We start from the raw sequence: 24,935 nt of genomic DNA on the forward strand, positions 1-24,935 counted from the left end.
ACGGGTGTCCGGTCAGGCGTTCACGCCGCCGGGGTCAGTTCGCACCAGACGTACTTGCCGGGCTCACCGCTGCTCCTGGTGTCCCGCTGGAGGGTCCAGCCCCAGGTGTCCGCGCAGGTGTGGACGAGGGCCAGGCCGCGGCCGTGTTCGGCGTCCGGTGCGATGCCGTGCGACGGCCTCGGCGGGGTGGGGTCCGAGTCCCACACGCCGATGCGCAGGGCTCCGGCGGTGACGCGGAGCCGTATGGCGGCAGGACCCTTCGTGTGCTGCACGGCGTTGGTGATCAGCTCGGTCGCCAGGAGCTCGGCGGCCTCCGAGAAGTGGGGAAGGCCGTGGGCGGTGAGGATGAGACGGAGGGTGCGGCGGCAGATCGTGACGGCCCGGAGGTCGTTGGGGATGTGGAGGGTGTACTCCAAGGGTTCTTCGACGGCTTCAGGCATGCGTCAACTCCGCTTCGTGGTCAGTGAGATGGGGTACGCGGCGACTATCGGGCGGTGGCTGTGTCGCTCCCGTCGTGGCGTGGCGGGGCGGTGCGCTTCCGGGGTCCCGGGGTTCCGCAGGGTGGGCGTCGCGTCACTGACGGTAGGGCCAAATGTTTCGCCCGGGCAAGTCGTTCGCGTAACCTGACACCCGATCGGGGACGTTCAACCCCGTCTGAGAACCGTGTTGTTCAGGAAGTGGGGGCAGCGTGCCCGCGAGGATTCAGCCGACCGCTCGGCAAGTTCGCCTCGGTGCTGAGCTGCGGAAACTGCGGGAGGCGGCGGGGCTGACCTCCCGGCAGGCGGCCGCGTTGCTGGGGACCAACCCGGCTCAGATGAGTCAGATCGAAGCGGGCAACGCGGGAGTCAGCGGAGAGCGCGTGCGCAAGCTCGGGGTGCAGTACGACTGCTCCGACACCGAGTTGATCGACGCCCTGGTGGAGATGGCGACAGACCGTACGCGCGGTTGGTGGGAGGAGTACCGAGGTTTGCTGCCCGCCGTCTTCCAGGACTTGGCGGAGCTGGAACACCACGCCACCTTCATGCGGGTGGTCGGTACCGTCCACGTGCCCGGACTGCTTCAGACCGAGGAGTACGCGCGAGCGGTGTTCTCGTACGTGGTGCCGGAACTTCCCAAGAACGAGGTGGAGTTGCGTGTGGAGCACCGGATGCGCCGTCGGCAGATCCTCTCCGGAGCCCCCTACGAGGCGGTGCTCCACGAGTCCGTACTGCGCACGCGCGTTGCCGATCGCCGGGGTGCCCGTGCTCAACTCGACGAGTTGCTGAGCCAGTCGGAGCGGTCGAACGTCAGCCTGCGGGTGATCCCGTTCGACGCCGATGGGTTTGCCGGGGCGGGCGCGATGATGCTCTACGCCGGTGGGCGAGTACCGGCACTGGACACCGTGCAGCGGGACGCCCCGTACGGTTCGATGTTCCTTGACGCCTCTGCTCGACTGCTGGCCATGCGAACGCTCTTCCGTAGGGTGGAGTCGGCAGCCATGACACCTGCCCAGTCTCGGGACTACATCAGCCGACTGACGAAGGAGCTGTGAGCCGTGTTCCAGTGGCAGAAGTCCTCATTCTCCGGTGGCGGAGACGGCAACGAGTGCGTCGAACTTGCCCCCGGTGACAGCTCGTTGCTCCTCCGCGAGAGCGACGAACCCGACCGAATACTCCCCGTCACCCATGACGCCCTCGCCGCCCTCCTCCACCACCTCCGGGCGAACCGTCCCTGACCGTGGACGACGACGAGGAGTTCACGTCCGCCCTGAAAACCGTCCTGCGAGACCTGCGCGCGCAGTGCCCCGTACAGCCGGACATCCGCAAGGGCGACGACGAATTTCGCGGGGTCATGCTCTACGCCCCCGATGGCTCCGGCCAGGGTGTGTACGCCGAGCCGGATGGCAGGCCCGCCGTGCTGCTTGCCCATGTCGCGGACCAGGTTCAGGAGTGGGCGGTGGAGGCCCTGTGGGGGCAGGGCGAGCCGGCGGTCTGGCCGCAATGCCCGACGCACCCGGACACGCACCCGCTGGCCGCGACCGTGGAAGAGGGGGACGCGGTCTGGGTTTGCCCGAGTACCGGCGGCACCGCGGCCCGCGTCGGTGAACTGCCTGTGTCGGAAGCGGGTGAGGGCGTGAGCGGCCGAGCGTTTCGCCGAGGCCGAGGCGGACCAAAACGCGCACGGCGAGGCCGGTGATCAGGTCGGCTCGTCGCCGTTCTGGGCGCTGTTGAGCGTTTCCTCGATGGTGATGTCGATGCAGCGCTCGCGCTCTGCCGGGCTGATCCCCGCCTGGGGTGTGTCGAGCCGGTCGAGCTGCACGCGGACGCGGCGGGTGACGGCGTCGGGTGGTGGCGTGGGGGTGTTCTTCCGGAGGTCGTTGTAGACGGTCCAGGTGAGGCTCGCGATGCTCACGATGAGGGCGCCGAGGGAGATGGGGTCGACGTACTGGTCGGGGCGGGTGGTGGTGCCGCGGGTGTGGAGGGCGACTTCCACGTCCGTGGACAGCGCCGGGGCATGCGGCGTGATCAGCCGCTTCGCCGCGGCACGGGCGCCGAGTTCGACCGGGTCGGCCATGTTTGGTCTCCTTGCGGTGCTCAGTCGGTGGGGGGTGGGTCTTCTGCGTGGACGAAGTTGCGCACGGGCTGGGGCAGGAGGCTGCCGGTGACTGACTGCCAGGTCCGTTCGAGGGCGTCGATTCCCAAAGATTGGGTCAGGCGCTTGAGATGGGCTGGGCCGGGGCCGGTCGATGGATGAGGGAACTGTTCAAACAGAGCAATGCATTGGACCATCCACTTGAGAGCCTCCTCCGGTTGCTGCCGGTTCTCGGCCAGAAGCCCGTGTTGCCCGTAGGTGCTGGCCATGCCGGGCCGGTTGCCGAGGTCTTCGTTGATGGTGAGGGATTGGTGGTACCAGTCTTCGGCCTCGTTCAACCGACCTCTGAGGAGGGCGATGTTGCCGAGTTGGTGGTAGGTACTGGCCATGCCGCGCCGGTTACCGAGGTCTTCTTTGATGGTGAGGGATTGGCGGTACCACTCTTCGGCTTCCTCCAGCCGACCCCGGTCCTGGGCGGTGATGCCGAGCTGGTGGTAGGTGATTGCCATGCCGGGCCGGTTGCCGAGGCCTTTGTCGATTGTGAGGGATTGGTGGTACCAGTCTTCGGCCTCGTCCAATCGACCTCTGAGGTAGGCGATGCTGCCGAGTTGGTGGTAGGTGGTGGCCATGTTGGGTCGGTTGTTGAGGTCTTCGTTGATTGCGAGGGATTGGCCGTACCAGTTCTCGGCTTCCTCCAGCCGTCCCCGGTCCTGGGCGGCCATGCCGAGCTGGTGGTAGGTGCTGGCCATGCCGGGCCGGTTGCCGAGGTCTTCTTTGATGGTGAGGGATTGGCGGTACCGCTCTTCAGCCTCGTCCAACCGGCCTCGCCCCTGGGAAACCCTGCCGAGCTGGTGGTAGACGATGGCGATATGGCCGTGCTGCTGGGAGGAGGCCGGTTGTAGTTGCAGGGCGAAGAGGATGTCTCCGTAGGTGCGTTCCGCCTGATCGAGTTGACCGGCCGTGACTTGTCGGCCCGCTTGAGAGCCGGTAAGGAACAGCCACAGTGTGCCGGCGTAGCAGTCCAGGTCAGGGACCCTGTTGTCGAGGTTCTCCAGGAGCACTCGTGCCCGGTCGACCCACGCACGTGCTTCCTCCACCAGTCCGCGCGCGTTCCAGTATTCGTCCAGTGGCTGGACGATGTTCTGTGCTTGGTCCCACAGACTGTGGTCGAGCGCATAACCAAGCAGGCCCCCCAGCGTCCGCCGTTGGAGGTGGATCAACTCCATGGCCAACTGGGCTTCCCCGCTCCGAATCTGCTGGAGCAGCCATCCACAGAAAGAGGCGTACGCGTCGAGGAGGGCGAGCTCGGCAGCTCTGCGCAGTTCGTGGTGGCTGTCAGGGGCCAGGGTCTGCCAGAAAGCGGTCAGATAGGCGGGCAGGGCCGGATGAATGCGGTACATGCCCGCGCCCAGAGAGGTCAGCAGGCCTACCTCCGTTGCCCGCTCCAACACTTGCGTCCACTCGGAGGAGGTGTGGCGCTGATACCACTCGGGCGCCTCGGGGGCTGCTGAAAGCAGGCCCAACACGTCAGCATCAACAACCCCGTGAAAGAGGCTGAGCACGGTAAGCGCATGCTGATCCGGCGCCGACAGGTGCGTGAAGGAATACGCGATGCTGGCGGATAACGACGTGGTGCGGTCGCCTCCGTCGGTGTCCGCCAAGGGCGTGGTGCCCTGGAGGCCGTCCAGCAGTTCCCGAGGGCCGGTGCTGTCCAGGCGGGGCAGGATGAGCCGCATGCTGAGCGGGTGTCCTTCCAGCCACTGCATCAGCTCGCCGAATGCCTTTGGCTCCCGGCGCCGTTTGGTGTCCGGGTAGGAGGACAGAAGCTGTTCCGCGTACTCGTTGGCCTCGTCGGTGTTCAGGCCGCCCACCTTGATCCGCCGTTGCTCGGTGCCGAGCCAGGTCTCCGGGGTGCGGCTGGTCACGATGATCGCGCTCTTGCCATTGGCCGCGATGCGGTCCAGGAAGCCGCGCAGTTCCTCGCGCTCGGGTTCGGTCAGGGGCTGGGTGGCATGGGTCGGATCGGGCAAGGTGTGGACGGATTCGAAGTTGTCCCAGATCAGCAGCAACCGGCGAGTGACGAGTACTTGCTCGACCACGCCTTGGCGCTGTGCCCGGTCCAAGAGGGCGAACTGCGCACCGAACAGCCCCAGTCCGACACTGTTGATCACCCCGTCCAGGCCGAACCTCGCCACTCCGGGCTCGAAGGAGTGCCAGATCACCCCGCGCTCGTCGTCCAGCGCACCCGTGTCCCGACACCACCTCCCGAACCCCTTGGCCAGCTCCGTCTTGCCGGTCCCCCCGGGCCCGTACAAGACAACGACTCGGTCCAATCGGGCAGCCGTATCCAGGGTGTAGAGCAAGGCATCGCGGCCGGTGAACTCGCCCACGGCTGTCAGTGCTGATTCCGGGTCCACCTGCCGGCCGTCGGCGGTATCGGCAGCTGGCTGCTCCCGCATCCTGTCCAACAGTTCGTCCAACGACTCCTGTTGACCGCGACCGGTGCGCAACCCGGCAAAGTGCACGTCAGCCCGCGTATACACGACCGGCACCACCCAGTCCGCCAGCCGCATCAACCCCTTCGGAGACGGCCGCAACGGATGCCGGTCCAAACGCTGGCGCCCCGCCGACACCGCAGCCGACAGCAGATCTCCGGCAAACAACCGCTCGTAGAACGCCGTCATGAACTCCGCCGCCGCGACCGCGTACACGCTGTACGCCATCGCGACCACCGCGCCGGCGCCCTCCTGCAGCAACCGGGTCGCGACGGCCGCTTCGAGTTGGGAGCCCAGCACCGCCGACTGGCAGGCGTTGAGCACCACCACCGGAACCTGGGACTTCTTCAGCACCTGCGCGACGCGCCCGGCGGGTACCAGGTCGGAGCCGCCCGTTTCCTTCTCGAACGCCAGCATTCCCTGCGGACCAGGCCCATTGAACATGACCGACGACGGCCAGCCGCCCCCACCACCCGGCGCCTGCCCGAACACCCCATGCCCGTCGAAGTGCACGATCTGGAACGGTTCCCCCGCCTCCCTCGCCTCTTCGAGCGTCTTCTGCAAGTGCTCCAGCGTCGGTGGTCGCAACACCACCAGGTCCACCTGCCCCCGCACCGCCTCCAGACGGCGCAGCAGCGGCCGGGCGATCATCTGGTAGCCAACGTCGGCCGTACCGGACGGGCGCGAGATGACCATCAGCACGCGTAGTCGGGAGCCCCCGACCGTGAACACGTTGCCCAGGGCCGCCGTCGGCAGGCTGCGGGACACCACCACCTGGTCGTCGAGCGCGATGGGTGTCGGCCGCTCCGGGTCGGCCATCAGTTCCCACGGCAGACCCAAGTGCTGGGCCGTTCCCGACCGGACGACGATCTCGACCGGGCCACCCCGGGCCCGCGCCCGCATGTACGCATCCCGCGCCGGACCGGAACCGAACACCGCCTCGAAGACCTGGGCGCCCCACTTCGGGAACTGGGCCTCCACCCGTGGCCCGCGCTCCCCGTACACGCCGAACGGTGCCCGAAGGTAGTCCTCCAGATACCAGCGCAACTCCTCCAGCGCCGGCCCGTCCAGCGGCCAGACCAGCGGGATCGGGTCGCCAACCCGATTGTGAAGCGTCTCACCGGACCGCCACGCCGACACGCTCACCCGGCCGTCTTCGTCCACGTCCAGCAGAAGCCGCTCCGCCATGCCCATCGCCCCCGTGACGGCTGCCGTTCAACGGCCCATCGGTCCCTCGGCCGCTCACATCAGCGACTTTATCCACCACTCTCTGTCATCAAAAGGGCAACGCCCGAAGTGATCGGATCCGGGCGGAACTCGCACACAACATGCCTTCTGCCGCGTCCAGTTCACCTCGGATTTCCCGTGCGTACTTCTCAAAGCTGGTTAAGGAAACCCAAAGGGAACCCACAGGCGGACCCCCGATCGTCGTCACCATGAGCGCAGCCATTGAAGTCGTCGTATACATCGCATTCGTCGCAGTCGACGGCAGATCCCAGGGAGACCGCTGACATGGACCGGTTGCTTCTCGTGGGCGCCGATCTCGTCGCCATCTGCCTCCTGACCTTCGCGGTCTACTTCCCGCGGCATCACCGGCGGGATCTGGTCGCCGCGTTTCTCGGAGTCAATGTCGGGGTGCTCGCCGTGGCGATGGTGCTCGGGTCGACGTCGGTCGGGATCGGGATGGGGATGGGGCTCTTCGGGGTTCTGTCGATCATCAGGCTGCGGTCGTACGAGATCGCGCAGCACGAGATCGCCTACTATTTCTCGGCGTTGGCGCTCGGTCTGCTGACCGGGCTGTCCGAGTCCCTCGACCTTCTCCACGCCGGGCTGATGGTGCTCGTCGTGGGCACCCTCTACGCCGGCGACCATCCCCGGCTCTTCCCCCGCCACCGGCAGCGGGAGCTGCGCCTGGACTCCGCGTACACCGACGAGGAGGCCCTGCGCGCCCACCTCGAAGTCCTCCTGGACGGGCGGGTGTTGAACATTTCGGTCAAGGGCATCGACCTCGTCAACGACACGACCCTCGTCGAGGTCCGGTACGTGGTGCCGAACGCGTCCCGGGCGGCAGTTGCCAAGCCCCGGGAGGGCAGCCCCCGTACCGACGACTCCCCCCGCGGGCGCGGAGTACGGGCATGACAGCCCCCGCCCCCTTCTCACGCGTGGTCGGTGCGCTGCCGGCCATCGGGCTTGACGAACTCGTCGCTCAGGCCTCGCTGTTGACCCGGCTGGACCGCAAGTACATGCTGCCGGTCGCCGATCTGCCCCTCGTGCTCGGCGGCCTCGACGAGGACACTCGGGTCCTGGACGTGGACGGAGCGCGGGAGTTCGCGTACCGGTCCGTCTACTTCGACACCCCGGAGATGGACGGGTACCTCGGCGCCGCCCGGCACCGGCGGCGGCGGTTCAAGCTGCGGATCCGTACCTACCTCGACTCAGGTCTGCACTTCTTCGAAGTCAAGACCCGGGGCCCGCGCGGCACCACGGTCAAGCAGCGCATCCCGTACGAGGGGGACGTCCGGCGGCTCGGACCCGATGCCCGGGCGTACGCCGACACCGTGCTCGCCGAGGCCGGGATCAACTCCGGGCGCCTGCGCTTCGTACCCGCGCTGACCACGTACTACCGGCGTACGACCCTCTTCCTCCCGGCCACCGGGAGCCGGCTGACCGTCGACACGGATCTGATGTGGGCGTTGCCCGACGGGGCCTCGCTGGCGACCCCGGACCGGGCCATCGTCGAGACGAAGGCGGGCCGGGCGGGCTCGGGCGCCGACCGGCTGCTCTGGTCGCTCAAGCACCGGCCCTGTCCCGTGTCGAAGTACGGCACCGGGCTCGCCGCACTGCGCCCCGATCTGCCCTCCAACCGCTGGCTGCCCGTACTGCGGCGCCACTTTCCGACCGCGCTCGACGGGAGCCCCGCATGAACACGTACCTCAGCAAGTCCTCGCGGACGGCACGACGGTTTCGTACGAAGGCGGCCGGTGGCCTCGCCTCGCTGGTGCTCGCCACGGCCGCGCTGGCCGGGTGTTCCTCCGGGAGCGACTCCGATTCCGACTCCGGCTCCTCGTCCGCCGGTTCGGGTTCCAGTGGGTCTGCGGCCGCCGTGGACGGAGGCCAGGACGCCGCCGCCGTGCTCGCCGACAACAAGGAGTCGCACGCCGAGGACTCCGATGACTCCGACGCCGAATGGGAGGAGTCGGACGCCGTCGCGGTTCGGCTCAACGGCAAATCGGCCTCCGTGGACGGGGGCGGGGACGGCGTCACGGTTGACGGGGCCACCGTGACCGTCACCGCCGGCGGTACCTACCGCATCAGCGGCACCCTCGCCGACGGGCAGATCGTCGTCAACGCACCTGACCAGGAAGTGAAGTTGGTACTCGACGGGGTGAAGATCTCCCACTCCTCCGGTGCGGCGATCGACGTCACCGAGGCGGACGAGGCCGTCGTGATCCTCGCCGACGGCAGCGAGAACACCCTCGGCGACGCCGATTCGTACGCCGATGATGTCGAAGCCAACGCCGCGCTCCACAGCGCCGCCGACCTGACGGTCACGGGTGACGGGAAGCTCACCGTGCGGGGCAACGGAAACGACGGGATCGCGAGCACGGACGGTCTGGTGATCGCCTCCGGCACGATCGTGGTCGACGCTGTCGACGACGGCATCCGCGGCAAGGACTACCTGATCGTCGAGGGCGGTTCGGTGACCGTCACGGCCGGTGGCGACGGGCTCAAGGCCGACAACTCCGAGGACGAGGACTCCGGTTACGTCGCTGTCGGCGGCGGCACAGTGAAGGTGACCGCCGAGGGGGACGGGATCGACGCGGCCACCGATCTGGTGGCCACTGGCGGCACGCTGACCGTCGAGAGCGGCGGCGGCAGCGGGACGCAGCCCTCGGACGACGCGTCCACGAAGGGGCTGAAGGCGGGCGTGATCAACGTCCTGGAGGGCGGCACCGTCGCCGTGAACGCCTCGGACGACGCCGTCCACAGCGACGGCGCGGTCCACGTCAACGGCGCGAAGGTGACGGCCGCGAGTGGTGACGACGGGGTCCACGCGGAGGGCGATCTGACCGTCGACAAGGGGACGTTGAAGGTCACGTCCGCCGTCGAGGGCGTCGAGGGCGCCGACATCTCCGTGAACGGCGGCACGGTGGACATCCGGTCCAGCGACGACGGGATCAACGCGGCCGGTGGTACGAGTTCCTCCGGAGGGGGCGGAGGCCCGGGTGGCGGTGAGGGCGTCGGTGACTACAAGCTGATCGTCACCGGCGGCACCCTGGTGGTCGACTCCGAGGGCGACGGGCTCGATTCCAACGGCACCGCCGAGATCACCGGCGGCACGGTCGTCGTCAACGGCCCGCAGCAGGGTGGCAACGGTGCCCTCGACGTCAACGGCGACTTCGGCATCAGCGGCGGAGTCCTGCTGGCCGCCGGCAGCGCGGGCATGGCCGTCGCCCCGTCCACCGACTCCGAACAGGGCTGGCTCTCCGCCACCCTCGACTCGTCGGTCCCGGCCGGCACGACCCTCCACGTCGTCGACTCCGACGGCGAGGTGGTCGCCACGTACGTCACCTCGAAGTCGATCCAGAACGTCGTGTACTCGTCGTCCGCGGTGAAGAGCGGCGAGGAGTACGAGATCTACTCGGGCGGCACGAAGTCGGGCACCGGTACGGGAGGTCTGGCCTCCTCGGGCACCCTGGGCTCGGCCGAGCGGATCGCCACGGTGACGGCGGGCGAGGCCCCGGAGGGAGGCTTCGGGGGCGGGCGACGGCCCTAGGCGCGCCCGGTCAGGTCCCGTACAGGTGCCGGATCAGGTCTCGTACAGCGTGCCCCGTCAGGTCTCGTACAGCCCGTCCCAGGGTGGGCCGAAGCCCAGCCGGTCCGGGTAGAGCTCTGCCCACGGCTCCCCTTCGTCCTCGCCGGTCAGCATGCCGAACAGCACGCCGTCGACGGTGAGCCGGAAGGGACGGATCGCGATGTCCGTGTAGCGGCGCCGGGGGAGGCTTCTGAGGAGTTTGGCCAGGTGGGCCTGGGCCCGGGCCAGGACAGAGTCCTGGCCGTGCGGGGCGCGCTGCTGCTCGGCCCACGTGCCGGCGCACCAGATGTCCGAGTCCCGGTAACGGCCCTCGGCGTCGAAGGTGTGGAGCACCGCGTAGAGACGTTTGTGCTCTTCCCAGCCGTCGTCGGGCCGGTACCCCTCGGGGAACGCGTACGTGATCGACCCCAGGAACTGCCCCTCCGCGTAGTGACCGATGGCCTCGGTGCGGTGGCGCGGCTCGTAGGCGATCGGGATGACCTCGGGGACTGCCATGGCGAAACCATACGGATGAATCGTGGACATGCCACAGGCGGGGCCACCGTAACAGTCCTCGGACTCCGTGCGGATGCAAGGTGTGTTCGAGACGTTCGCCTTGTTCGACTCGTTTCCGACGGTTGTGCCTCCCGATCGCGCCGAGGCAGATCGGCGGCCTCATGGCAACACAACTGTCGGCGACTCGACCAGGGAGACCGTCCGTACGTGACCCCGTCCGCCTTGACGCGGCTTGCCCAATACCCGGTTTCCGATTCGCTTTCGCGCAGGAACCCATTGGAGTTTCGCGTGTCGGCTGATGTGTTGATCGTACGGAGAAGTCCTTCAGTCGTTGCGTCTGCGACCCGATGTTTGCAGGGGAAGCTCGAACTTGCTTCCGGTGCTCTCGCACACCTGTACATTTCGGATCAAAGGAGCAGTGTATGAGTCCTGTACTCAGGGCCAAGTCCTCTCTGAGCCCGCTCGCCGCTCGTGGCGCGTGGCTGACCGGCGGCGCTGTCGCCTCCCTCGCCCTCGTGTTCGCCGGCGTCGCGACTCCCGCGTCGGCCTCGGTCACCCCGGGTGCCGGCACCGTCGTGGCGGACCCGTCGAACGACGACGACTGCAAGAAGGAGAACGGGCACCACGACTACCCCGTGGAGGGGAAGGCCCAGACGCCCGTCGGACCGGGTCACGACAAGTGCGAGGACCGCGACCGGGACCGCGACAAGCACGAGTGCTCGGACATCGACTCGGTCGCTGCGGGCGATGACGAGGAGTACAGCGCGGTGCTGACCGGCAAGAAGGCGTACGTCGGGCAGCGGCGAGACCTCTTCTCGACGCCGCCGGGCGACTACGAGTGGGAGGAGATCAGCGACAATCGGAACTACCCCAAGAACGCTTGCGCCATCTCCATCTCGACCGATGGGGACGAGGCCTGGGTCAAGGTGCTGACGACGAACGGCCGCGTCTACGAGACGCACGGTGACACGGACGGCAGCGACTTCGTCTGGGACGAAAAGTGGAGGAAGCTGGAGACCCCGAGCGACGACGACGAGGACCTCACGACCCGCGAGAAGGGCGACATGGTGTCCCCGGTTGACCCGAACCGCGTTCCGCAGGGTTCCTGACACTGGCCCGGATAGCCGCGCGCGCAGGACTGCAGCCGGGCGCGCGCGGCACCCCGGTCACTCCGCTGTCGCGGAGCCGGGGCACGTCTTGGCCGAGCCCTCGGCCTGTCCGACTCCGGGGATCGTCACGGTCACCTTCGTCGACGAGGCTGTGTCATCCCCGCCCCCGCCCCCATTCCCAGAGCCCGCGGATGCGACAACGTGGGCGTCGGCGATCGTGCACGTCAGCTGGGCGAGGGCCGTCCTGGTCAGGGGCCTGGTGCCCCGGGGCAGTTCGACCGACACCCGCGCCCCGTTCGCCCGGACGGCCGGCGGGGACGTCAGCAGGGGAAGTTCCGTGGTGAGGCCCTCGCGGCCGGGCAGGGCGTCCGGCCCCCGGAAGAGCAGGTCCACCGCCGTCCCGATGCCGAAGGTGCCGGGGACCTGGCTGCGGACGCCGCGCAGGGTGTCCTGCCCGACGAAGTAGAGGACGTAGGCCGGCCGTATGCCGGTGGCCGCCTCGCCCGCCTCCACCACACCGGTCGAGGGAATCCCGCAGGAGGAGAGCAGCAACGCGGCGGCCGTGAGCGAAAGCCCGCACCGCACCGCCCGCTGCCCTCGCCTCGTGAGCAGCCGCCTCATATCCCTCGTACCTCTTCGTCTTTCTCTTCTTCTTCCTCTCTTTCATCCTTCTCCTCCTGGCGCAGGGGGATCTCGACCGTGAACACGGCCCCGCCGTCCTCCGCCCGGTTCGCCGCCCGGACCGTACCCCCGTGCAGCCGGACGTTCTCCGCCGCGATCGAGAGTCCGAGGCCGCTGCCCTCCGAACGGGTCCTGGCGGTGTCCGACTTGTAGAAGCGGTCGAAGACGTGCGGCAGGACGTCCGCCGGAATGCCGGGCCCACTGTCCGTCACCTCGATGACGGCCCACGCCGTGCCGTCGGCGGCGTCCGGCATCTCCCTTGCGTACAGGCGCAGTTGTACGGGGCGTGCGCCGTGCCGGAGCGCGTTGCCGACCAGGTTCGCGACGGCCACGTCGAGGCGGCGGGGGTCGACCCGGCCGCGCAGTTCGCCGGGCCCGGGGAGCCGGGTGTCCACCGTGTCCTGCCAGCCGCGGGCGGCGAGGGTGCGCCGCAGGGACTCCGCGAGGTCGAGGTCGTCCAGTTGCAGGCCGGCCGCGCCCGCGTCGAAGCGGGAGATCTCCATCAGGTCGCCCACGAGCCGGGCCAGCTTCACGGTCTCTCCGCTGATGAGCCGTACGGCCATCGCGGTGTCCGGGTCGAGCCGGGCCGCGTCCTCGTCCAGGACGTCGGTGACGGCCGACATCGCGGCCAGCGGGGTGCGCAGCTCGTGCGAGACGTCCGCGACGAAACGGCGGGCGCGGGCCTCCATGCGGCGCAGCTCGGCCACGGACTCCTCAAGCGCGGCGGCGGTCTCGTTGAACGTGTGGGACAGGTCGGCGAGTTCGTCGGAGCCGTTGACGGCGAGCCGGGTGTCCAGGTGGCCCTCGGCGATGCTCCGGGTGGCGCGGCGCAGTTCGCGTACGGGGCGCAGCACTCCGCGGGCGGCCAGCAGGGCGAGCAGGACGGCGAGGCCGATGGCGGGCACGACGGCGCGTCCGATGGCGGTGACCAGGGCGTCGACGTATCCCTGTTCGCCGGTCTGCGGCACCGTCAGGAAGACCGCGACCCCGGACGCGGGGCGTTCGGCGGGCTCGCCGAAGGTGACCGGCAGGCCGACGACGAGCGAGGAGCGGCCGTCCGCGCTCACCCGCTGGAAGACGGCGGCCCGCCGGGATCCCACGGCCGACCGCATGTCGGCCGTCAGCTCGGCGAACGTGTCCTGTGGTCTGGAGGTGGCCCGCAGGCCGCGGTAGGTGGCCAACACCCGCCAGTTCTGGGCCGGTTCGGCGGCGGCCACCTCCTGGGCGACCAGCTCCAGGTCGCTCTGGGTCGGCGGGTAGGCGATGCCGGGCGCCAGGCCGTCGACGTGAGCCCGCAGCCTCTTGATGATGGTGTCCTGGCTCTGCTGGAGCACGGCGATGCGGGCCTCCCGGAAGGTGAGGGCACCGGTGGTGAGGGTGGCGACGGCGGTGACCAGCACGAAGGCGACGAGCAGCCGGCCACGCAGACCGCGCAGCGGTCGCTTCACCGGGTCGCCCGTCCGTATTCGGCCGACCCGCGTACCCAGGTACGTATCCAGGTGCCGCTCACCGGGACTGGAACCGGTAGCCGAAGCCGCGCACGGTCTGGATGTAGCGCGGCTGTCCCGCCGGCTCGCCCATCTTGGTGCGCAGCCGCTTGACGCACGCGTCCACCAGCCGGGAGTCGCCGTGGTAGCTGTGCTCCCAGACCGCCTCCAGCAGCTGCTGCCGGGAGAACACCTGGCCGGGCGAGGCGGAGAGGGTCAGCAGGAGCCGCAGTTCGGAAGGGGCGAGGGCGACGGGCGCGCCCCGCCGGGTGATGGCCAACCCGGCCCGGTCGATGGTCAGTTCGCCGTCGTCGCCGTGGGTCTCGATCTTCGGTATGCCGTCGGGGTTGGGCGCGCCGCCGACCCGGCGCAGGACCGCGCGGATACGGGCTTCGAGTACGCGTGCCTGCACCGGCTTGACGACGTAGTCGTCCGCCCCGGCCTCAAGACCGACCACGATGTCCGTGTCCTCGCCCCGGGCGGTCGCCATGATGATCGGCACCTGGTCCTCGGTACGGATCCGGCGGCACACCTCAAGGCCGCTGAGGCCGGGCAGCATCAGGTCGAGCACGACGACGTCCGGCCGGAAGGACCGCAGCAGGGCCAGTCCGTCCTCGCCGGTCCCGGCGGTGGTGACGTCGTGTCCCTGGCGGCGCAGTGCGAGCCGGACGCCCTCCCGTACGGCGCGGTCGTCTTCGATCAGCAGGACGCGTGGCATGTGCTCAGTATCCGTACGGCTCAGGAGAGTTGAGGGAGCCACCGGCGTCGGCGGGGGAACTGTTACGGGACGATCACATAGGCCGGACGGGTGATCGACCGTTATCTTTTCGTTATCCGCTGAGCGATATCCCATCACATGCCGTACTCACTCTTGATGACCATGAACACGACTGCCCGTCGCACGAAGCCGTCCTCGACCAGGGGGTCCTCCGCCTCCAGACCGTCCCGGCGTCGTCGCAGAGGCTCCGCGCAATCCGGTGGCCGGGGGCAGTCCGGCGGGCGTTCGGGCGGGCGCGGCCGGAGGGGCAAGGGTCCGTTACTCGGCGGCCTGGCGGCGCTGGTCGCGTTGGTGATCGCCGCCGCTGTGGCCGTGAACTGGACGACGTCCTCGTCCTCCGACGCCGCCGACGGATCCGCCTCCTCGTCGCCCTCCGCTTCGACGCCGGACCTGACACCGGAACCGAGCGGCGGGACGGAGTCGGCCGGGGCGAGCGGGAAGCCAGCCGAGGAGGACGGCGGGAAGGCCGGCGAAGAGGCCGGCAGCGAGCCGTCCGGAAAGGGCAGCCCCTCCGCGTCCTCGTCCTCCTCCTCCGCGCCCAGCATCCCGGCCTCGGGTCCCGGGACGTTCGCCACCGCGGGCGGGGGGAGCGGGACCGTCGGGAAGGGCAGCCGGGTCCTGAGCTACAAGGTCGTCGTGGAGGACGGCCTCACGCAGTCGGCGGCCGATGTCGCCGAGCAGGTGGAGGGCATACTCGCCGACCCGCGCGGCTGGACGGCCGACGGCCGGTCGGGCTTCCGGCGCGTCTCCAGCGGTACGGCCGACTTCGTCGTACGGTTCGCCACGCCGGGAACGGTGGACGCGATCTGCGGCAAGTACGGCCTGAACACGCGCGGCGAGGTCAACTGCAACGTGGGCAAGGACGTCGTGGTCAACCTCAAGCGGTGGCTGCTGGCGACCCCGGTGTACGCCGCCGACGTGGACGCCTACCGCGCGCTGATCATCAACCACGAGGTCGGCCACTTCCTCGGCCACGGCCATGTGACGTGCCCGGGAGCGGGGAAGCCGGCCCCGGCGATGATGCAGCAGATCAAGGGGATGCTCGGCTGCAAGCCCAACGTCTGGCCGTACGACGCGAAGGGACGGTTCGTCACGGGGCCGGCGGTGTCCTGACGACCGGAAAACTCATGGCAACCTTTCCGGTCGCCGCGACCACAGATGAGTCGGAACCCCTTTCACAGGGGCTCCACACAACGCACGAGCCCCACAAGAACCACGTAAGGACTCATCCGTGGCATCCCCCTCCCACCGCAGGTCCCTCCGCAAGCGGCGCACCGCTCTTCTCTCCGTCGCCGCCGTGGCGGCCGCGGGTCTCGGCGCCGTCCCCTTCGTGATGAACGCGAACGCGGGTGCCGTCGACCTGGCGCACCAGGCCCTGCCCGCCAAGGACGGCTGGGCGGCGTCCGGTTCGGGCACGACCGGCGGTTCGAAGGCCGACGCGGCGCACACCTTCACCGTCGCCACCCGCGCCGAGCTGGTGAAGGCACTCGGCTCGGCGACCGACACCACGCCGAGGATCATCAAGGTCAAGGGCACGATCGACGCCAACACGGACGCCGCAGGCAAGAAGCTGACCTGCGCCGACTACGCCTCAGGCACGGGCTATTCACTCTCGGCGTATCTGAAGGCGTTCGACCCGGCCACGTACGGCAAGAAGGCGCCCGCGGGCACGCAGGAGAAGGCCCGCGCGGCCGCCCAGACCAAGCAGAAGAAGAGCATCGTCTTCCGGGTCCCGGCCAACACCACCGTCGTGGGCGTCCCGGGCACCAAGGCCGGGATCACCGGCGGGAGTCTGCAGGTGCAGGACGTCGACAACGTCATCATCCGCAACCTCTCCCTCACCGCCACCGAGGACTGCTTCCCGCAGTGGGACCCGACGGACGGTTCCGCCGGCGAGTGGAACTCCAACTACGACTCGGTGACGCTGCGCGGGGCGACCCACGTGTGGGCGGACCACAACACGTTCAGCGACGCGCCGTTCTTCGACAAGTCCGAGCAGACGTACTTCGGCCGCAAGTACCAGATCCACGACGGCGCCCTCGACATCACCAACGGATCGGACCTGGTGACCGTCGAGCGCAACCAGTTCACCAACCACGACAAGACGATGCTGATCGGCAGCAGCGACACCGACAGCGTCGGCAAGCTGCGCGTCTCCATCCACCACAACGTGTGGAAGGGCATCACCCAGCGCGCCCCGTTGGCCCGTATCGGCCAGATCCACCTCTACAACAACGTCTACGACACGACGACCCTCAACGGCTACGCCCCCAAGTACAGCCTCGACTCCCGCGCCAAGGCCCAGGTCGTCGCCGAGCACAACTCCTGGACCCTCCCGTCCGGCGCGTCTGTCGCCAAGCTCCTGAGCGGCGACGGCACGGGCTCGGTCGCCGGCAGCGGCAACCTCGTCAACGGCAAGTCCACGGACCTCGTCGCCGCGTACAACACGGCGAACTCGAAGAAGCTGAAGACGACGGTCAACTGGAAGCCGACCCTGACGGCGGGCCTCCAGACGTCGGCGAACGGCCTGCCGGCTGAGCTGCTGAAGACGACGGGTGCGGGGGTTCTTTCCTGACGTCACCGTTGAACAAGTGAGCTGGGCCCGGGACTTGCCGCCGTCCCGGGCCTCTCTCATACACCGCCGAGGGTGCCGGAACGTATGCCGTGGAGGAGGTGGGAGAGGGGGGTGGGGGTGGTGACGAGTTCTATGGAGGGGGCGTCGCTCTCGCGGAGGTGGATGGTGTGGGGGGTGGAGGCGAGTTCGACGCAGTTGTTGCCATCGCCGCCGCCGGAGAACGACGACTTCTGCCAGTTCTGGGGCGTGGTCATGGTGCGCCTCACAGTTCCTTCGTGAGCCTGTGGATGAAGTCACGCGACCGTTCGGGTTCGAGTGACGCAGCCTTCACTTTACGGAAGAGCGTTCGAAAGGCGCTGAGCTGGGCTTGGGAGTCGATGAAGGCGACGCCGTGAGGTGCGTCGCGTACGACCGTGTCCAGTTCGGGCACGGTTCCGCCCGCGTACATCATGGTGCTCCAGGCTCCGGCGAAGCCGTCCAGGTCGAAGGGGATGACCCGCACGGTGATGTGGTTCGCTTCGGAGAGTTCCAGGACGCGGGTCAGCTGAGCCCGTGCAGCGGCGCGATCGCCGACCCTGATGCGCAGCGCGGCTTCATGGATCACCGCTTCGTACGGGATGGGGGCGGGGCCCTCGACGACGAGCTTGCGCTGCATCCGGTGGCGAACTCGCAACTCCGTCTCGGATTCGGGAAGTTCAGGTACCCGGTACGAGAAGACGGCGCGGGCGTAGTCCTCTGTCTGAAGAAGTCCGGGGACGTACAGGGACTCCACGTCGCGCCGTTGCACAGCGTGGTGTTCCAGCTCGGCGATGTCCAGGAACGGTGTGGGCAACAGGCCCCGGAACTCCTCCCACCAGCCGCGCGTCCGATCGGCCGCCATCGCCACCAGCGACTCGATCAACTCCGTGTCCGTACAGGAGTAATGAGCGGCAAGTCTGCGCAGGCGCTGTTCGCTCACACCCCCGATCCCGGACTCCATCTGGCTCATCTGCGCCGAGTCGGAGCCGACCAGCGTGGCGGCTTCGCGTGCCTTGAGCCCTGCGGCTTCGCGTAGTTTCCGCAGTTCAGTGCCCAGGCGCTCCTGGCGTGCGGTGGGCTGCCGTCTACGCGGCATGGCTTCCTCCTTGCCTCAACTGTCGTGAGGCAGTGACTCGTTCGAGGGGCAGATTATGGCTGCGGCTTGCGTGGCACCAAATTTTACCCATACCGTCGGTGACGCGAGGCGCACTCTGTGAAATCAACGGGGCCCGGAAGCGCACCGCTCCGTCCTGCCACGACGGCTGCGGCATGCCACCTTTCCCCACCTCAACCCCTCACTCACGAAACGGAGTTCACGCATGCCACAAAACGCCATCGAGCCCTGGGAGTACACGCTCCACATCCCCCACGACCCCCGCGCGGTGACGGTCTGCCGCCGAACCCTCCGCCTCATCCTCACGATCCACGGCCTGATCCGCCTCACGGACGTCGCCGAACTCCTGGCGACGGAGCTGATCTCCAACGCCGTACGCCATACGAAGGGCCCCGCCGCCCTACGCCTCCGCTGGCGCGACGGAGTCCTCCGTATCGGAGCGTGGGACGCGAACCCCGAACCCCCTGACCCCGCACCGGCGTTGGGCCAGTCCTCCCTGGACTCGGAAACGGGCCGAGGCCTGACCCTCGTCCAGGCCTGCGCCGACGTCTGGGGCTGGCACCCGCTGGCCAGAGGCGCCGACCGCGGCAAGTACGTGTGGTGTGACCTTGGTGCCGCGTAGCGCGTTGGCATCGAGCTCTGGGCGCGGCGGGCGGTGCATGCGACCGAGGCCGCGGGGCTTTTCGAGGAGGGCTGATGCCGGCGTCGGGCTTGTCAGGGGAGGGTGAGGATTCGGGGGCCGGAGTCGGTGATGGCGATGGTGTGTTCGATGTGGGCGGACTGGCTGCCGTCGATCGTGCGCAGGGTCCAGCCGTCGGGGTCGGTGCGGTAGTCGTTGTGGCCGCCGGCCATGAGCATGGGCTCGATGGCGAGGGCGAGTCCGTGGCGCAGGGGGAAGCCGCGGCCGGGGCGTCCGTGGTTGGGGACGTGGGGGTCCTCGTGCATCTGGCGGCCGATGCCGTGGCCGCCGAAGTCGGACGGCATACCGCAGGCGGCCTTGCGGGCGACCGTGCTGATGGCATGGGAGATGTCGCCGATGCGGTTGCCGACGGTGGCGGCGGCGATACCGGCGTCGAGGGCCTGCTGGGTGGCGGCGATGAGTTCGACGTCGGCGGGGCGAGGGGTGCCGACGGTGAAGCTGATCGCCGCGTCGCCGGTCCAGCCGTCGAGTTCCGCTCCGCAGTCGATGCTCACCAGGTCGCCGTCGCGCAGACGGTAGTCGCCGGGGATGCCGTGCGACACGGCGTCGTTCACGGAGGCGCAGATCACGGCGGGGAACGGGACCGGGGCGAAGGAGGGCTGGTAGCCCAGGAACGGAGAGCTCGCTCCGGCCTCGGTGAGCACGGTGCGGGCCGCTTCGTCGAGCTCGCGCAGGCGAACTCCCACAGCCGACGCCGCGCGGGCCGCCGCGAGTGCGTGGGCCACGACGCGCCCCGCTTCCCGCATCGCCTCCAGTGCCGTGTCCGTCTTGATCTCCACCATGTGTCGTGACTCCCTGCCGTGCGACGCCATGCGACGCTGCCCAATACTTATACCGGTATTAGTATCACGGTCATGGTGAGAGTTCCTTTGAGTCCGCAGGAGCGGCAACGCGGAGAGCGCTTCGGGTTCCTGCTCCGCCGGGCCCGCGGTGACCGCAGCATGGCCGACGTGGCAGCCGCCGCCGGAGTGTCCGCCGAGACACTCCGCAAGATCGAGACCGGCCGGGCCCCGACCCCGGCCTTCTTCACCGTGGCCGCCCTGGCCCACGCACTGCACCTGTCCCTGGACGACCTGGTCACCGCCTGTGCGGCCGGAGACGCCGATGGAGGTGAGCAGGCCATGTCCGCCTGACCGTTGCCCGCCCGGCCGCTCAGCCTTCCGGCCGCGGGGTCCCCGTGCGGAACGTGCGGCGGTACGTGTCCGGTGGCACGCCGATCGTGCGGTTGAAGTGGCGGCGCAGGGTCGTGGCGGTGCCCATTCCGGTGGCCGTGGCGATGGTGTCGATGCTGTTGTCGGTGGTTTCCAGGAGTTCCTGGGCCCGGCGGATGCGTTGGGTGAGGAGCCACTGGAGTGGGGTGGTGCCGGTGGCCGCTCGGAAGTGGCGGCCCAGGTTGCGGGAGCTCATACGTGCCTGGCGGGCCAGGTCCTCCACGGTCAGCGGTTGGTCCAGACGGTCGACGGCCCAGGGGAGCAGGTCGGCGAGCGGATGGTCGTCCCGGGCCGGCACCGGCGCGGCGACGAACTGGGCCTGGCCGCCCGCCCGGTGCGGCGGCACGACCAGGCGGCGGGCGACGGCGTTGGCGACCGCCGAGCCGCGGTCGAGGCGCACGAGGTGCAGGCACAGGTCCAGCGCGGCGGCCTTGCCCGCGGAGGTGAGCACGCTCCCGTTGTCCACGTAGAGCACGTCCGGGTCGACCTCCACCTCGGGGTGGCGGGCGGCCAGGACGTCGGTGTGCGCCCAGTGCGTGGTCGCGCGCCGTCCGTCCAGCAGGCCCGCCGCGGCCAGCACGAACGCGCCCGTGCAGAGGGAGGCCACGCGGGCGCCCGCCTCATGGGCGGCACGCACCGCGTCGACCAGGTCGGCGGGCGGGTCCTCGTCCACGTCCGCCCAGGCGGGGACGATCACGGTGTCGGCGTATCGGAGCCGGTCGAGCCCGTGGTCGGGCTCCAGCCTGAACCGTCCCACCTGCACGGCGGCCGACCCGCAGACCGCCACGTCGTACCAGGGACCGGCCACGCCGACCGGCGCGGAGTCGAACACCTCGTACGCCACGGACAGTTCGAAGTGCAGCATCCCGTCGGTGACGGCCAGCGCGACAGTGCTCGTGCCCGTTCGCCCGCCTGCGGTCGTGCCCGTGACCGTTTTCATGTCCCCGCTCATGTCCGTAATTGTATGGGGCATGGCGTTCCGGACACTCACGGTGGGGTGCCCGTCCTCGTCAGGATGTCCGTATGAGATCAGAGGCGGGTTCGGGGCAGACGGTGGCCGTGTTCGGCGCGTACGGGCACACCGGGCGGTTCGTGGTGGCGCAGTTGCTGGAGCGCGGGTTCGTGCCGGTGCTCTCCGGCCGTGACGAGGGCCGGCTGAGGGAGCTGGCGGCGGCGTCCGGTCCCGGGCTCGCCGTCCGGCCGGCGTCGGTCGACGACGTGGCCTCGCTCGACCGGGCCCTCGCCGGCACGGCGGCGGTGATCAACTGCGCCGGACCCTTCGCCACCACCGCCGCACCCGTGATCGAGGCGGCCCTGCGCGCCGGGATCCCGTACGTGGACGTCGCGGCCGAGATCGAGGCCAACGCCGACACGTTCGCCCACTTCACGGACCGCGCCCGCACCGCCGGAGCGGTGATCGTCCCCGCGATGGCCTTCTACGGCGGCCTCGGCGACCTGCTGGTCACCGCGGCGATGGGCGACTGGACGACGGCCGACGAGGCGCACATCGCGTACGGCCTGAACAGCTGGCACCCCACGCCCGGGACCCGCGAGGCGGGCCGGATCTCCGGGGAGCGGCGCAACGGCCGACGCGTCCGCTACATGAACGGGCGGCTGGAGTACCACAGCGACGCCCTGCCCACCCTGAAGTGGCCCTTCCCCGACCCGATGGGCACCCGCGCGGTCATCGGAGAGTTCACGATGGCCGACGTCGTCACGATCCCCAGCCATCTGACCATCCCCGAGGTACGCACCTATATGACGGTCGAGGCTGCCGGGGACCTGGCCGCCCCGGACACCCCGGCACCCTCCGCGGTCGACGAGCACGGCCGCTCCGACCAGACCTTCCTCGTCGACGTCGTCGTCCGCTTGGGCGACAGCGCACGGCACGCCGTGGCGCGGGGCCAGGACATCTACGCCGTGACCGCGCCGCTCGCGGTGGAGGCGGTCCACCGCATCCTCACCGGCCGGACCCGCACGGTCGGCGTCGCCTCCGCGGGGGAGATCTTCGACGCCGCCGACCTTCTGCGTGCACTGGCGCCACACATCACTGTCGAAGTCGAATTGGGTTAGCAGCGAGGCAGAGCGTTCCGCTGTCGCGTCGTGCGGGAACGCCTGGGCCGGTCCGGGCGTTCTTGTCTTTGAGTGGGGTGGCCGCCATGCGTGGTGGTACGACGCGTGGTGGTACGACCCGAACCGGCTACCGATCCCGAGTGCCATGTCCCGTTCCCGAGCACTTTCCGGCGCGCTCACGGGCGCGGTTGTCGCGCTGCTCCTGGGGTGTTCCAGTGAGACGGTTCCGACGGGCACTTCTGCCAAGCCCCCAACGGACACCGCCCCCGCGACGGCCCAGGTCCCGACGGCTCCCGCCACCCCGGCCCCGACCCCGTCCTCCTCCGCGAGCCCGTCACCCCCGGAGAGCGACACCCGGACCCGGACCGCCCGGCTCGCCATCCCCGCGATCGGGCTCAAGGACCTGCGCGTCGTCCCGTACGAGGGGACGACCGACGACTGGCCGGGCACGCGGATCCAGAACGACGGCGTCGGAGCCAGTCCGTACGGGAGTCGTGGCGGGGTCGGGCCCGGTGAGGTCGGCAACTACCTCGTCACGGCCCACCGTCTCTCCGCCGGCGGCCCGCTGCGCGAACTCCCGTCCCTCGACGAGGGCGACTCGGTCGTCGTCACGTCCGGCGGCACGGTGTACGAGTACGAGATCACCGGCACCAGGGAGACCTCCTTCCGCTCCGAGCGCTCGCTCGCCGAACAGCGGGCGGCGGTGCCGGGCTTCCCGGACAGGACCCCCACCCAGGCCATGATCACCATCTCCACGTGCGCGACCCCCGAGGACAACGCGGCCGGGAACTTCTGGCGCGACGACCGGGGCAATCCCGAACACCGCATCGACAAGATCGGCGTACTGACGTCGGTGTTCTGACGTCGGTGTCCTGACGTCGGTGTTCTGACGTCGACTGCGCAGGAGGAACGCGGGAGGCGGGGAGGGTCGTCGTGCGACGACCCTCCCCGCCTCCTATGTGCGTGCTGCGGTTACTCCGGTGCGCCGCCGAAGCGCTCCTTGTACGTTTCCAGGTCCTCGTCCGTGATCTTGGCGAAGAGGACCGGGGGGACCGTGAAGGGGGTGCCCGCGGGGAGGAAGTTCAGGGACTTCGCCTCGGCCGCCGTCACCCACGTCGCCGTGTCGTCCGGCAGGGCGAACGCCGAGCGCATCGCCTTGGAGGAGGCCGGGATGAAGGGTTCGGAGATGACCGAGTAGAGGTGGATGAGGTTCATCGCGACGCGGAGGGTGAGGGCCGCGCCGTCCGGGTTGGTCTTGATCTCCAGCCAGGGGGCCTTCTCCTCCAGGTAGGAGTTGCCGGCCGACCACAGGGCGCGCAGGGCGGCCGCGGCCTTGCGGAACTGGAGGGCCTCCATCTGGGTCTCGTACTCGGAGAGCAGGGCGGCGATCTCCTCGCCCAGCTTCGTCTCGGGCCCGCCCGCCTCCGCGCCCGCCGGGACCTCCTCGCCGAAGCGCTTCTTGGAGAAGGAGAGCACTCGGTTGACGAAGTTGCCGAGGGTGTCCGCCAGGTCCTTGTTCACCGTGGCCGTGAAGTGCTCCCACGTGAAGGACGAGTCGTCCGACTCCGGGGCGTTGGCGATCAGGAAGTAGCGCCAGTAGTCGGCGGGGAGGATGTCCAGGGCGTGGTCGGTGAAGACGCCGCGCTTCTGGGACGTGGAGAACTTTCCGCCGTAGTACGTCAGCCAGTTGAAGGCCTTGACGTAGTCGACCTTCTTCCACGGCTCGCGTACGCCCAGCTCCGTGGCGGGGAACATCACCGTGTGGAACGGGACGTTGTCCTTCGCCATGAACTCCGTGTAGCGGACCGGGTTCTCGCCCGTGTCCGCCTCGTACCACCAGGACTTCCAGTCGCGGTTCTCCGGGTCCTTGTCCGACCACTCCTTCGTCGCGCCGATGTACTCGATCGGGGCGTCGAACCAGACGTAGAAGACCTTGCCCTCGGCCGCCAGCTCCGGCCAGGTGTCCGCCGGGACCGGGACGCCCCAGTCCAGGTCACGGGTGATCGCGCGGTCGTGCAGGCCCTCGGTCAGCCACTTGCGGGCGATGGAGGAGGCCAGCTGCGGCCACTCCTCCTCGTGCCGCGCCACCCACTCCTCGACCTCGTGCTGCAGCTTCGACTGGAGGAGGAAGAGGTGCTTCGTCTCCCGGACCTCCAGCTCCGTCGAACCGGAGATCGCCGAGCGGGGGTTGATCAGGTCGGTGGGGTCCAGGACGCGGGTGCAGTTCTCGCACTGGTCGCCGCGGGCCTTGTCGTAGCCGCAGTGGGGGCAGGTGCCCTCGACGTAACGGTCGGGGAGGAAGCGGCCGTCCACCGGGGAGTACACCTGGCGGATCGCGCGCTCTTCGATGAAGCCGTTCTCGTTGAGGCGGCGGGCGAAGTGCTGCGTGATCTCGCGGTTCTGCGGGGACGAGCTGCGGCCGAAGTAGTCGAAGGCCAGCTCGAAGCCGTCGTAGACCGCCTTCTGGGCGTCGTGCGCCTGGGCGCAGAACTCGTCGACCGGCAGGCCCTGCTCCTTCGCCGCCAGTTCGGCCGGGGTGCCGTGCTCGTCCGTCGCGCAGATGTAGAGGACGTCGTGGCCGCGCTGGCGGAGGTACCTGGCGTACACGTCCGCCGGGAGCATGGACCCCACCATGTTGCCCAGGTGCTTGATCCCGTTGATGTACGGAAGGGCGCTGGTGATGAGGTGTCGAGCCATTGCGGGCTGCTCCCGGGTCGTTACGTGGGGTGACGGTTCGGTGGGTGATGCTTCGATCGTCGACCGTCTTACGAACCTTGAAATCGTAGCCGACATGGGTGGGCCGCCCGCTCCC

25 protein-coding genes are annotated in these 24,935 nt (G+C 69.3%); 13 read left to right on the forward strand and 12 right to left on the reverse strand.

The features are described from left to right. Positions 1 to 20: 20 nt before the first annotated feature. Complete coding sequence (locus ACFWXQ_RS46065) at positions 21 to 440, reverse strand: ATP-binding protein (RefSeq protein ID WP_383939990.1); 420 nt, start codon at positions 438 to 440, stop codon at positions 21 to 23. A gap of 248 nt (positions 441 to 688) precedes the next feature. Here ACFWXQ_RS46065 and ACFWXQ_RS46070 point away from each other — a divergent pair, with 248 nt between their 5' ends. From ACFWXQ_RS46070 to ACFWXQ_RS46080, 3 genes are read left to right on the forward strand one after another with little or no spacing between them, the layout of a single operon-like run. Beyond that, the gene (locus tag ACFWXQ_RS46070; RefSeq protein WP_383939993.1) at positions 689 to 1,531 is read left to right on the forward strand and encodes a helix-turn-helix domain-containing protein; all 843 of its coding nucleotides are present in this window, start codon (positions 689 to 691) and stop codon (positions 1,529 to 1,531) included. 3 nt (positions 1,532 to 1,534) lie between these two features. Continuing rightward, entirely contained in the window at positions 1,535 to 1,714 is a 180-nt protein-coding gene (locus ACFWXQ_RS46075) for a DUF397 domain-containing protein (RefSeq protein ID WP_383939996.1), read from the forward strand. 2 nt (positions 1,715 to 1,716) lie between these two features. Further along, positions 1,717 to 2,175, forward strand: a complete 459-nt coding sequence (locus tag ACFWXQ_RS46080; protein ID WP_383939998.1) for a hypothetical protein — start codon at positions 1,717 to 1,719, stop codon at positions 2,173 to 2,175. Here the strand turns inward: ACFWXQ_RS46080 and ACFWXQ_RS46085 are convergent, their stop codons facing one another. Together ACFWXQ_RS46085 and ACFWXQ_RS46090 are read right to left on the reverse strand one after the other, a co-directional pair. After that, positions 2,176 to 2,553: a hypothetical protein gene (locus ACFWXQ_RS46085; RefSeq protein ID WP_383940001.1), complete on the reverse strand. Its 378-nt coding sequence runs from the start codon at positions 2,551 to 2,553 to the stop codon at positions 2,176 to 2,178. Between the two features lie 20 nt (positions 2,554 to 2,573). Beyond that, entirely contained in the window at positions 2,574 to 6,254 is a 3,681-nt protein-coding gene (locus ACFWXQ_RS46090; RefSeq protein ID WP_383940004.1) for a tetratricopeptide repeat protein, read from the reverse strand. A 324-nt stretch (positions 6,255 to 6,578) separates the two neighbouring features. Between ACFWXQ_RS46090 and ACFWXQ_RS46095 the strand changes: the two genes are divergently transcribed. From ACFWXQ_RS46095 to ACFWXQ_RS46105, 3 genes are read left to right on the forward strand one after another with little or no spacing between them, the layout of a single operon-like run. Continuing rightward, complete coding sequence (locus tag ACFWXQ_RS46095; RefSeq protein ID WP_383940007.1) at positions 6,579 to 7,205, forward strand: DUF4956 domain-containing protein; 627 nt, start codon at positions 6,579 to 6,581, stop codon at positions 7,203 to 7,205. Then, on the forward strand, positions 7,202 to 7,990 hold the full coding sequence (locus ACFWXQ_RS46100) for a polyphosphate polymerase domain-containing protein (RefSeq protein WP_383940010.1): 789 nt from the start codon (positions 7,202 to 7,204) through the stop codon (positions 7,988 to 7,990). The genes ACFWXQ_RS46095 and ACFWXQ_RS46100 overlap by 4 nt, the downstream gene beginning before the upstream one ends. Further along, on the forward strand, positions 7,987 to 9,843 hold the full coding sequence (locus ACFWXQ_RS46105; RefSeq protein ID WP_383940013.1) for a carbohydrate-binding domain-containing protein: 1,857 nt from the start codon (positions 7,987 to 7,989) through the stop codon (positions 9,841 to 9,843). Before ACFWXQ_RS46100 ends, ACFWXQ_RS46105 begins: the two co-directional genes overlap by 4 nt. A 57-nt stretch (positions 9,844 to 9,900) precedes the next feature. On the opposite strand, the gene ACFWXQ_RS46110 is transcribed toward ACFWXQ_RS46105, so the two are convergent. Continuing rightward, a complete protein-coding gene (locus tag ACFWXQ_RS46110; RefSeq protein WP_200397143.1) occupies positions 9,901 to 10,377 on the reverse strand; it encodes a hypothetical protein in 477 nt (158 codons plus the stop codon). Positions 10,378 to 10,799: 422 nt separating this feature from the next. On the opposite strand from ACFWXQ_RS46110, the gene ACFWXQ_RS46115 reads away from it, so the two are divergent. Beyond that, entirely contained in the window at positions 10,800 to 11,486 is a 687-nt protein-coding gene (locus ACFWXQ_RS46115; RefSeq protein ID WP_383940016.1) for a hypothetical protein, read from the forward strand. A gap of 57 nt (positions 11,487 to 11,543) precedes the next feature. On the opposite strand, the gene ACFWXQ_RS46120 is transcribed toward ACFWXQ_RS46115, so the two are convergent. Genes ACFWXQ_RS46120 through ACFWXQ_RS46130 form a run of 3 tightly spaced genes read right to left on the reverse strand, consistent with a single transcriptional unit; the run spans position 11,544 to position 14,372 of the window. Then, complete coding sequence (locus ACFWXQ_RS46120) at positions 11,544 to 12,107, reverse strand: hypothetical protein (protein ID WP_383940018.1); 564 nt, start codon at positions 12,105 to 12,107, stop codon at positions 11,544 to 11,546. Then, positions 12,104 to 13,615, reverse strand: a complete 1,512-nt coding sequence (locus tag ACFWXQ_RS46125) for an ATP-binding protein (protein WP_383940020.1) — start codon at positions 13,613 to 13,615, stop codon at positions 12,104 to 12,106. The genes ACFWXQ_RS46120 and ACFWXQ_RS46125 overlap by 4 nt, the downstream gene beginning before the upstream one ends. A gap of 58 nt (positions 13,616 to 13,673) precedes the next feature. Next, positions 13,674 to 14,372, reverse strand: a complete 699-nt coding sequence (locus ACFWXQ_RS46130) for a response regulator (protein WP_383940024.1) — start codon at positions 14,370 to 14,372, stop codon at positions 13,674 to 13,676. Between the two features lie 339 nt (positions 14,373 to 14,711). Between ACFWXQ_RS46130 and ACFWXQ_RS46135 the strand changes: the two genes are divergently transcribed. Together ACFWXQ_RS46135 and ACFWXQ_RS46140 are read left to right on the forward strand one after the other, a co-directional pair. Continuing rightward, positions 14,712 to 15,545: a DUF3152 domain-containing protein gene (locus tag ACFWXQ_RS46135; RefSeq protein ID WP_383940053.1), complete on the forward strand. Its 834-nt coding sequence runs from the start codon at positions 14,712 to 14,714 to the stop codon at positions 15,543 to 15,545. 118 nt (positions 15,546 to 15,663) lie between these two features. Beyond that, positions 15,664 to 17,007 (forward strand): polysaccharide lyase family 1 protein, encoded by a 1,344-nt coding sequence (locus tag ACFWXQ_RS46140; RefSeq protein ID WP_383940026.1) that lies wholly within the window; start codon positions 15,664 to 15,666, stop codon positions 17,005 to 17,007. A gap of 56 nt (positions 17,008 to 17,063) precedes the next feature. On the opposite strand, the gene ACFWXQ_RS46145 is transcribed toward ACFWXQ_RS46140, so the two are convergent. Both ACFWXQ_RS46145 and ACFWXQ_RS46150 read right to left on the reverse strand, forming a co-directional pair. After that, positions 17,064 to 17,261, reverse strand: coding sequence for a DUF397 domain-containing protein (locus tag ACFWXQ_RS46145; RefSeq protein ID WP_383940028.1), 198 nt, complete (start codon positions 17,259 to 17,261; stop codon positions 17,064 to 17,066). A gap of 8 nt (positions 17,262 to 17,269) precedes the next feature. Further along, positions 17,270 to 18,121: a helix-turn-helix domain-containing protein gene (locus ACFWXQ_RS46150; RefSeq protein WP_383940031.1), complete on the reverse strand. Its 852-nt coding sequence runs from the start codon at positions 18,119 to 18,121 to the stop codon at positions 17,270 to 17,272. Between the two features lie 223 nt (positions 18,122 to 18,344). Between ACFWXQ_RS46150 and ACFWXQ_RS46155 the strand changes: the two genes are divergently transcribed. Then, a complete protein-coding gene (locus ACFWXQ_RS46155) occupies positions 18,345 to 18,761 on the forward strand; it encodes an ATP-binding protein (RefSeq protein WP_383940034.1) in 417 nt (138 codons plus the stop codon). 92 nt (positions 18,762 to 18,853) lie between these two features. Here ACFWXQ_RS46155 and map read toward each other — a convergent pair whose 3' ends face one another. After that, positions 18,854 to 19,621, reverse strand: a complete 768-nt coding sequence (map, locus tag ACFWXQ_RS46160) for a type I methionyl aminopeptidase (protein WP_383940037.1) — start codon at positions 19,619 to 19,621, stop codon at positions 18,854 to 18,856. A gap of 72 nt (positions 19,622 to 19,693) precedes the next feature. Here map and ACFWXQ_RS46165 point away from each other — a divergent pair, with 72 nt between their 5' ends. Beyond that, positions 19,694 to 19,972: a helix-turn-helix domain-containing protein gene (locus ACFWXQ_RS46165; RefSeq protein WP_383940040.1), complete on the forward strand. Its 279-nt coding sequence runs from the start codon at positions 19,694 to 19,696 to the stop codon at positions 19,970 to 19,972. Between the two features lie 19 nt (positions 19,973 to 19,991). Here the strand turns inward: ACFWXQ_RS46165 and ACFWXQ_RS46170 are convergent, their stop codons facing one another. After that, positions 19,992 to 21,002, reverse strand: a complete 1,011-nt coding sequence (locus tag ACFWXQ_RS46170; protein ID WP_383940044.1) for a helix-turn-helix domain-containing protein — start codon at positions 21,000 to 21,002, stop codon at positions 19,992 to 19,994. A 71-nt stretch (positions 21,003 to 21,073) separates the two neighbouring features. Between ACFWXQ_RS46170 and ACFWXQ_RS46175 the strand changes: the two genes are divergently transcribed. Together ACFWXQ_RS46175 and ACFWXQ_RS46180 are read left to right on the forward strand one after the other, a co-directional pair. Then, positions 21,074 to 22,123, forward strand: a complete 1,050-nt coding sequence (locus ACFWXQ_RS46175; protein ID WP_383940047.1) for a saccharopine dehydrogenase family protein — start codon at positions 21,074 to 21,076, stop codon at positions 22,121 to 22,123. A 145-nt stretch (positions 22,124 to 22,268) separates the two neighbouring features. Then, positions 22,269 to 22,985, forward strand: coding sequence for a class E sortase (locus tag ACFWXQ_RS46180; RefSeq protein WP_383940050.1), 717 nt, complete (start codon positions 22,269 to 22,271; stop codon positions 22,983 to 22,985). A gap of 110 nt (positions 22,986 to 23,095) precedes the next feature. On the opposite strand, the gene metG is transcribed toward ACFWXQ_RS46180, so the two are convergent. Next, positions 23,096 to 24,820 (reverse strand): methionine--tRNA ligase, encoded by a 1,725-nt coding sequence (metG, locus tag ACFWXQ_RS46185; RefSeq protein WP_383954764.1) that lies wholly within the window; start codon positions 24,818 to 24,820, stop codon positions 23,096 to 23,098. Between the last annotated feature and the right edge of the window lie 115 nt (positions 24,821 to 24,935).

This window comes from Streptomyces sp. NPDC058697 (assembly GCF_042715345.1).
GTDB lineage: Bacteria > Actinomycetota > Actinomycetes > Streptomycetales > Streptomycetaceae > Streptomyces > Streptomyces liliifuscus.